Genomic DNA, 4,468 nt, shown 5'->3' on the forward strand with positions numbered 1-4,468 from the left:
CTGTAGAATTCGCCTCCCGCTTACGAGAGATCGCAAGCGCAAGTGGTTGAAGTTGTTGAAGAAATCTTCGAAAACTTCTGAAAATAACCACTTGACAGCAAATGAGGCTGCTGTAGAATGCGCGCCTCGGTTGAGACGAAAGATCTTAACCAACCGCTCTTTAACAACTGAATCAAGCAATTCGTGTGGGTGCTTGTGGAGTCAGACTGATAGTCAACAAGATTATCAGCATCACAAGTTACTCCGCGAGAAATCAAAGATGTAACCAACGATTGCTGAGCCAAGTTTAGGGTTTCTTAAAAACCCAAAGATGTTTGAACTGAAGAGTTTGATCATGGCTCAGATTGAACGCTGGCGGCAGGCCTAACACATGCAAGTCGAGCGGTAGAGAGAAGCTTGCTTCTCTTGAGAGCGGCGGACGGGTGAGTAATGCCTAGGAATCTGCCTGGTAGTGGGGGATAACGTTCGGAAACGGACGCTAATACCGCATACGTCCTACGGGAGAAAGCAGGGGACCTTCGGGCCTTGCGCTATCAGATGAGCCTAGGTCGGATTAGCTAGTTGGTGGGGTAATGGCTCACCAAGGCGACGATCCGTAACTGGTCTGAGAGGATGATCAGTCACACTGGAACTGAGACACGGTCCAGACTCCTACGGGAGGCAGCAGTGGGGAATATTGGACAATGGGCGAAAGCCTGATCCAGCCATGCCGCGTGTGTGAAGAAGGTCTTCGGATTGTAAAGCACTTTAAGTTGGGAGGAAGGGTTGTAGATTAATACTCTGCAATTTTGACGTTACCGACAGAATAAGCACCGGCTAACTCTGTGCCAGCAGCCGCGGTAATACAGAGGGTGCAAGCGTTAATCGGAATTACTGGGCGTAAAGCGCGCGTAGGTGGTTTGTTAAGTTGGATGTGAAATCCCCGGGCTCAACCTGGGAACTGCATTCAAAACTGACTGACTAGAGTATGGTAGAGGGTGGTGGAATTTCCTGTGTAGCGGTGAAATGCGTAGATATAGGAAGGAACACCAGTGGCGAAGGCGACCACCTGGACTAATACTGACACTGAGGTGCGAAAGCGTGGGGAGCAAACAGGATTAGATACCCTGGTAGTCCACGCCGTAAACGATGTCAACTAGCCGTTGGAAGCCTTGAGCTTTTAGTGGCGCAGCTAACGCATTAAGTTGACCGCCTGGGGAGTACGGCCGCAAGGTTAAAACTCAAATGAATTGACGGGGGCCCGCACAAGCGGTGGAGCATGTGGTTTAATTCGAAGCAACGCGAAGAACCTTACCAGGCCTTGACATCCAATGAACTTTCCAGAGATGGATTGGTGCCTTCGGGAACATTGAGACAGGTGCTGCATGGCTGTCGTCAGCTCGTGTCGTGAGATGTTGGGTTAAGTCCCGTAACGAGCGCAACCCTTGTCCTTAGTTACCAGCACGTCATGGTGGGCACTCTAAGGAGACTGCCGGTGACAAACCGGAGGAAGGTGGGGATGACGTCAAGTCATCATGGCCCTTACGGCCTGGGCTACACACGTGCTACAATGGTCGGTACAGAGGGTTGCCAAGCCGCGAGGTGGAGCTAATCCCATAAAACCGATCGTAGTCCGGATCGCAGTCTGCAACTCGACTGCGTGAAGTCGGAATCGCTAGTAATCGCGAATCAGAATGTCGCGGTGAATACGTTCCCGGGCCTTGTACACACCGCCCGTCACACCATGGGAGTGGGTTGCACCAGAAGTAGCTAGTCTAACCTTCGGGAGGACGGTTACCACGGTGTGATTCATGACTGGGGTGAAGTCGTAACAAGGTAGCCGTAGGGGAACCTGCGGCTGGATCACCTCCTTAATCGACGACATCAGCTGCTCCATAAGTTCCCACACGAATTGCTTGATTCATTGAAGAAGACGAAAGAAGCAGCCCGAAATTGGGTCTGTAGCTCAGTTGGTTAGAGCGCACCCCTGATAAGGGTGAGGTCGGCAGTTCGAATCTGCCCAGACCCACCAATTTTGTGTGGGAAACGCCTGTAGAAATACGGGGCCATAGCTCAGCTGGGAGAGCGCCTGCCTTGCACGCAGGAGGTCAACGGTTCGATCCCGTTTGGCTCCACCACTACTGCTTCTGTTTGTATAAAGCTTAGAAATGAGCATTCCATCGTTGTGATGGTGAATGTTGATTTCTAGTCTTTGACTAGTTCGTTCTTTAAAAATTTGGGTATGTGATAGAAAGATAGACTGAACGTTACTTTCACTGGTAACGGATCAGGCTAAGGTAAAATTTGTGAGTTCTCTTAATTGAGAAATTCGAATTTTCGGCGAATGTCGTCTTCACAGTATAACCAGATTGCTTGGGGTTATATGGTCAAGTGAAGAAGCGCATACGGTGGATGCCTTGGCAGTCAGAGGCGATGAAAGACGTGGTAGCCTGCGAAAAGCTTCGGGGAGTCGGCAAACAGACTTTGATCCGGAGATGTCTGAATGGGGGAACCCAGCCATCATAAGATGGTTATCTTGTACTGAATACATAGGTGCAAGAGGCGAACCAGGGGAACTGAAACATCTAAGTACCCTGAGGAAAAGAAATCAACCGAGATTCCCTTAGTAGTGGCGAGCGAACGGGGACTAGCCCTTAAGTGGCTTTGAGATTAGCGGAACGCTCTGGAAAGTGCGGCCATAGTGGGTGATAGCCCTGTACGCGAAAATCTCTTAGTCATGAAATCGAGTAGGACGGAGCACGAGAAACTTTGTCTGAATATGGGGGGACCATCCTCCAAGGCTAAATACTACTGACTGACCGATAGTGAACTAGTACCGTGAGGGAAAGGCGAAAAGAACCCCGGAGAGGGGAGTGAAATAGATCCTGAAACCGTATGCGTACAAGCAGTGGGAGCCCACTTTGTTGGGTGACTGCGTACCTTTTGTATAATGGGTCAGCGACTTATTTTCAGTGGCGAGCTTAACCGAATAGGGGAGGCGTAGCGAAAGCGAGTCTTAATAGGGCGTCTAGTCGCTGGGAATAGACCCGAAACCGGGCGATCTATCCATGGGCAGGTTGAAGGTTGGGTAACACTAACTGGAGGACCGAACCGACTACCGTTGAAAAGTTAGCGGATGACCTGTGGATCGGAGTGAAAGGCTAATCAAGCTCGGAGATAGCTGGTTCTCCTCGAAAGCTATTTAGGTAGCGCCTCATGTATCACTGTAGGGGGTAGAGCACTGTTTCGGCTAGGGGGTCATCCCGACTTACCAAACCGATGCAAACTCCGAATACCTACAAGTGCCGAGCATGGGAGACACACGGCGGGTGCTAACGTCCGTCGTGAAAAGGGAAACAACCCAGACCGTCAGCTAAGGTCCCAAAGTTATGGTTAAGTGGGAAACGATGTGGGAAGGCTTAGACAGCTAGGAGGTTGGCTTAGAAGCAGCCACCCTTTAAAGAAAGCGTAATAGCTCACTAGTCGAGTCGGCCTGCGCGGAAGATGTAACGGGGCTCAAACCATACACCGAAGCTACGGGTATCACGTAAGTGATGCGGTAGAGGAGCGTTCTGTAAGCCTGTGAAGGTGAGTTGAGAAGCTTGCTGGAGGTATCAGAAGTGCGAATGCTGACATGAGTAACGATAATGGGTGTGAAAAACACCCACGCCGAAAGACCAAGGTTTCCTGCGCAACGTTAATCGACGCAGGGTTAGTCGGTCCCTAAGGCGAGGCTGAAAAGCGTAGTCGATGGAAAACAGGTTAATATTCCTGTACTTCTGGTTATTGCGATGGAGGGACGGAGAAGGCTAGGCCAGCTTGGCGTTGGTTGTCCAAGTTTAAGGTGGTAGGCTGAAATCTTAGGTAAATCCGGGATTTCAAGGCCGAGAGCTGATGACGAGTTATCTTTTAGATAACGAAGTGGTTGATGCCATGCTTCCAAGAAAAGCTTCTAAGCTTCAGGTAACCAGGAACCGTACCCCAAACCGACACAGGTGGTTGGGTAGAGAATACCAAGGCGCTTGAGAGAACTCGGGTGAAGGAACTAGGCAAAATGGCACCGTAACTTCGGGAGAAGGTGCGCCGGTGAGGGTGAAGGACTTGCTCCGTAAGCTCATGCCGGTCGAAGATACCAGGCCGCTGCGACTGTTTATTAAAAACACAGCACTCTGCAAACACGAAAGTGGACGTATAGGGTGTGACGCCTGCCCGGTGCCGGAAGGTTAATTGATGGGGTTAGCTAACGCGAAGCTCTTGATCGAAGCCCCGGTAAACGGCGGCCGTAACTATAACGGTCCTAAGGTAGCGAAATTCCTTGTCGGGTAAGTTCCGACCTGCACGAATGGCGTAACGATGGCGGCGCTGTCTCCACCCGAGACTCAGTGAAATTGAAATCGCTGTGAAGATGCAGTGTATCCGCGGCTAGACGGAAAGACCCCGTGAACCTTTACTATAGCTTTGCACTGGACTTTGAATTTGCTTGTGTAGG

At 50.6% G+C, this 4,468-nt stretch carries 2 tRNA genes and 2 rRNA genes; all 4 read left to right on the forward strand.

Annotated elements, in window-relative coordinates:
* Positions 1 to 316: 316 nt before the first annotated feature.
* Positions 317 to 1,853: ribosomal RNA gene (locus APH41_RS27535) — 16S ribosomal RNA — on the forward strand.
* Between the two features lie 81 nt (positions 1,854 to 1,934).
* Positions 1,935 to 2,011, forward strand: a tRNA-Ile gene (locus tag APH41_RS27540).
* Between the two features lie 30 nt (positions 2,012 to 2,041).
* Positions 2,042 to 2,117: transfer RNA gene (locus APH41_RS27545), tRNA-Ala, on the forward strand.
* Positions 2,118 to 2,364: 247 nt separating this feature from the next.
* A 23S ribosomal RNA gene (locus APH41_RS27550) occupies positions 2,365 to 4,468 on the forward strand; the annotation flags it as partial.

The sequence above is a fragment of the Pseudomonas sp. NBRC 111138 genome (assembly GCF_001320835.1).
In the GTDB taxonomy this organism is placed as follows: Bacteria; Pseudomonadota; Gammaproteobacteria; order Pseudomonadales; family Pseudomonadaceae; genus Aquipseudomonas; species Aquipseudomonas paracarnis.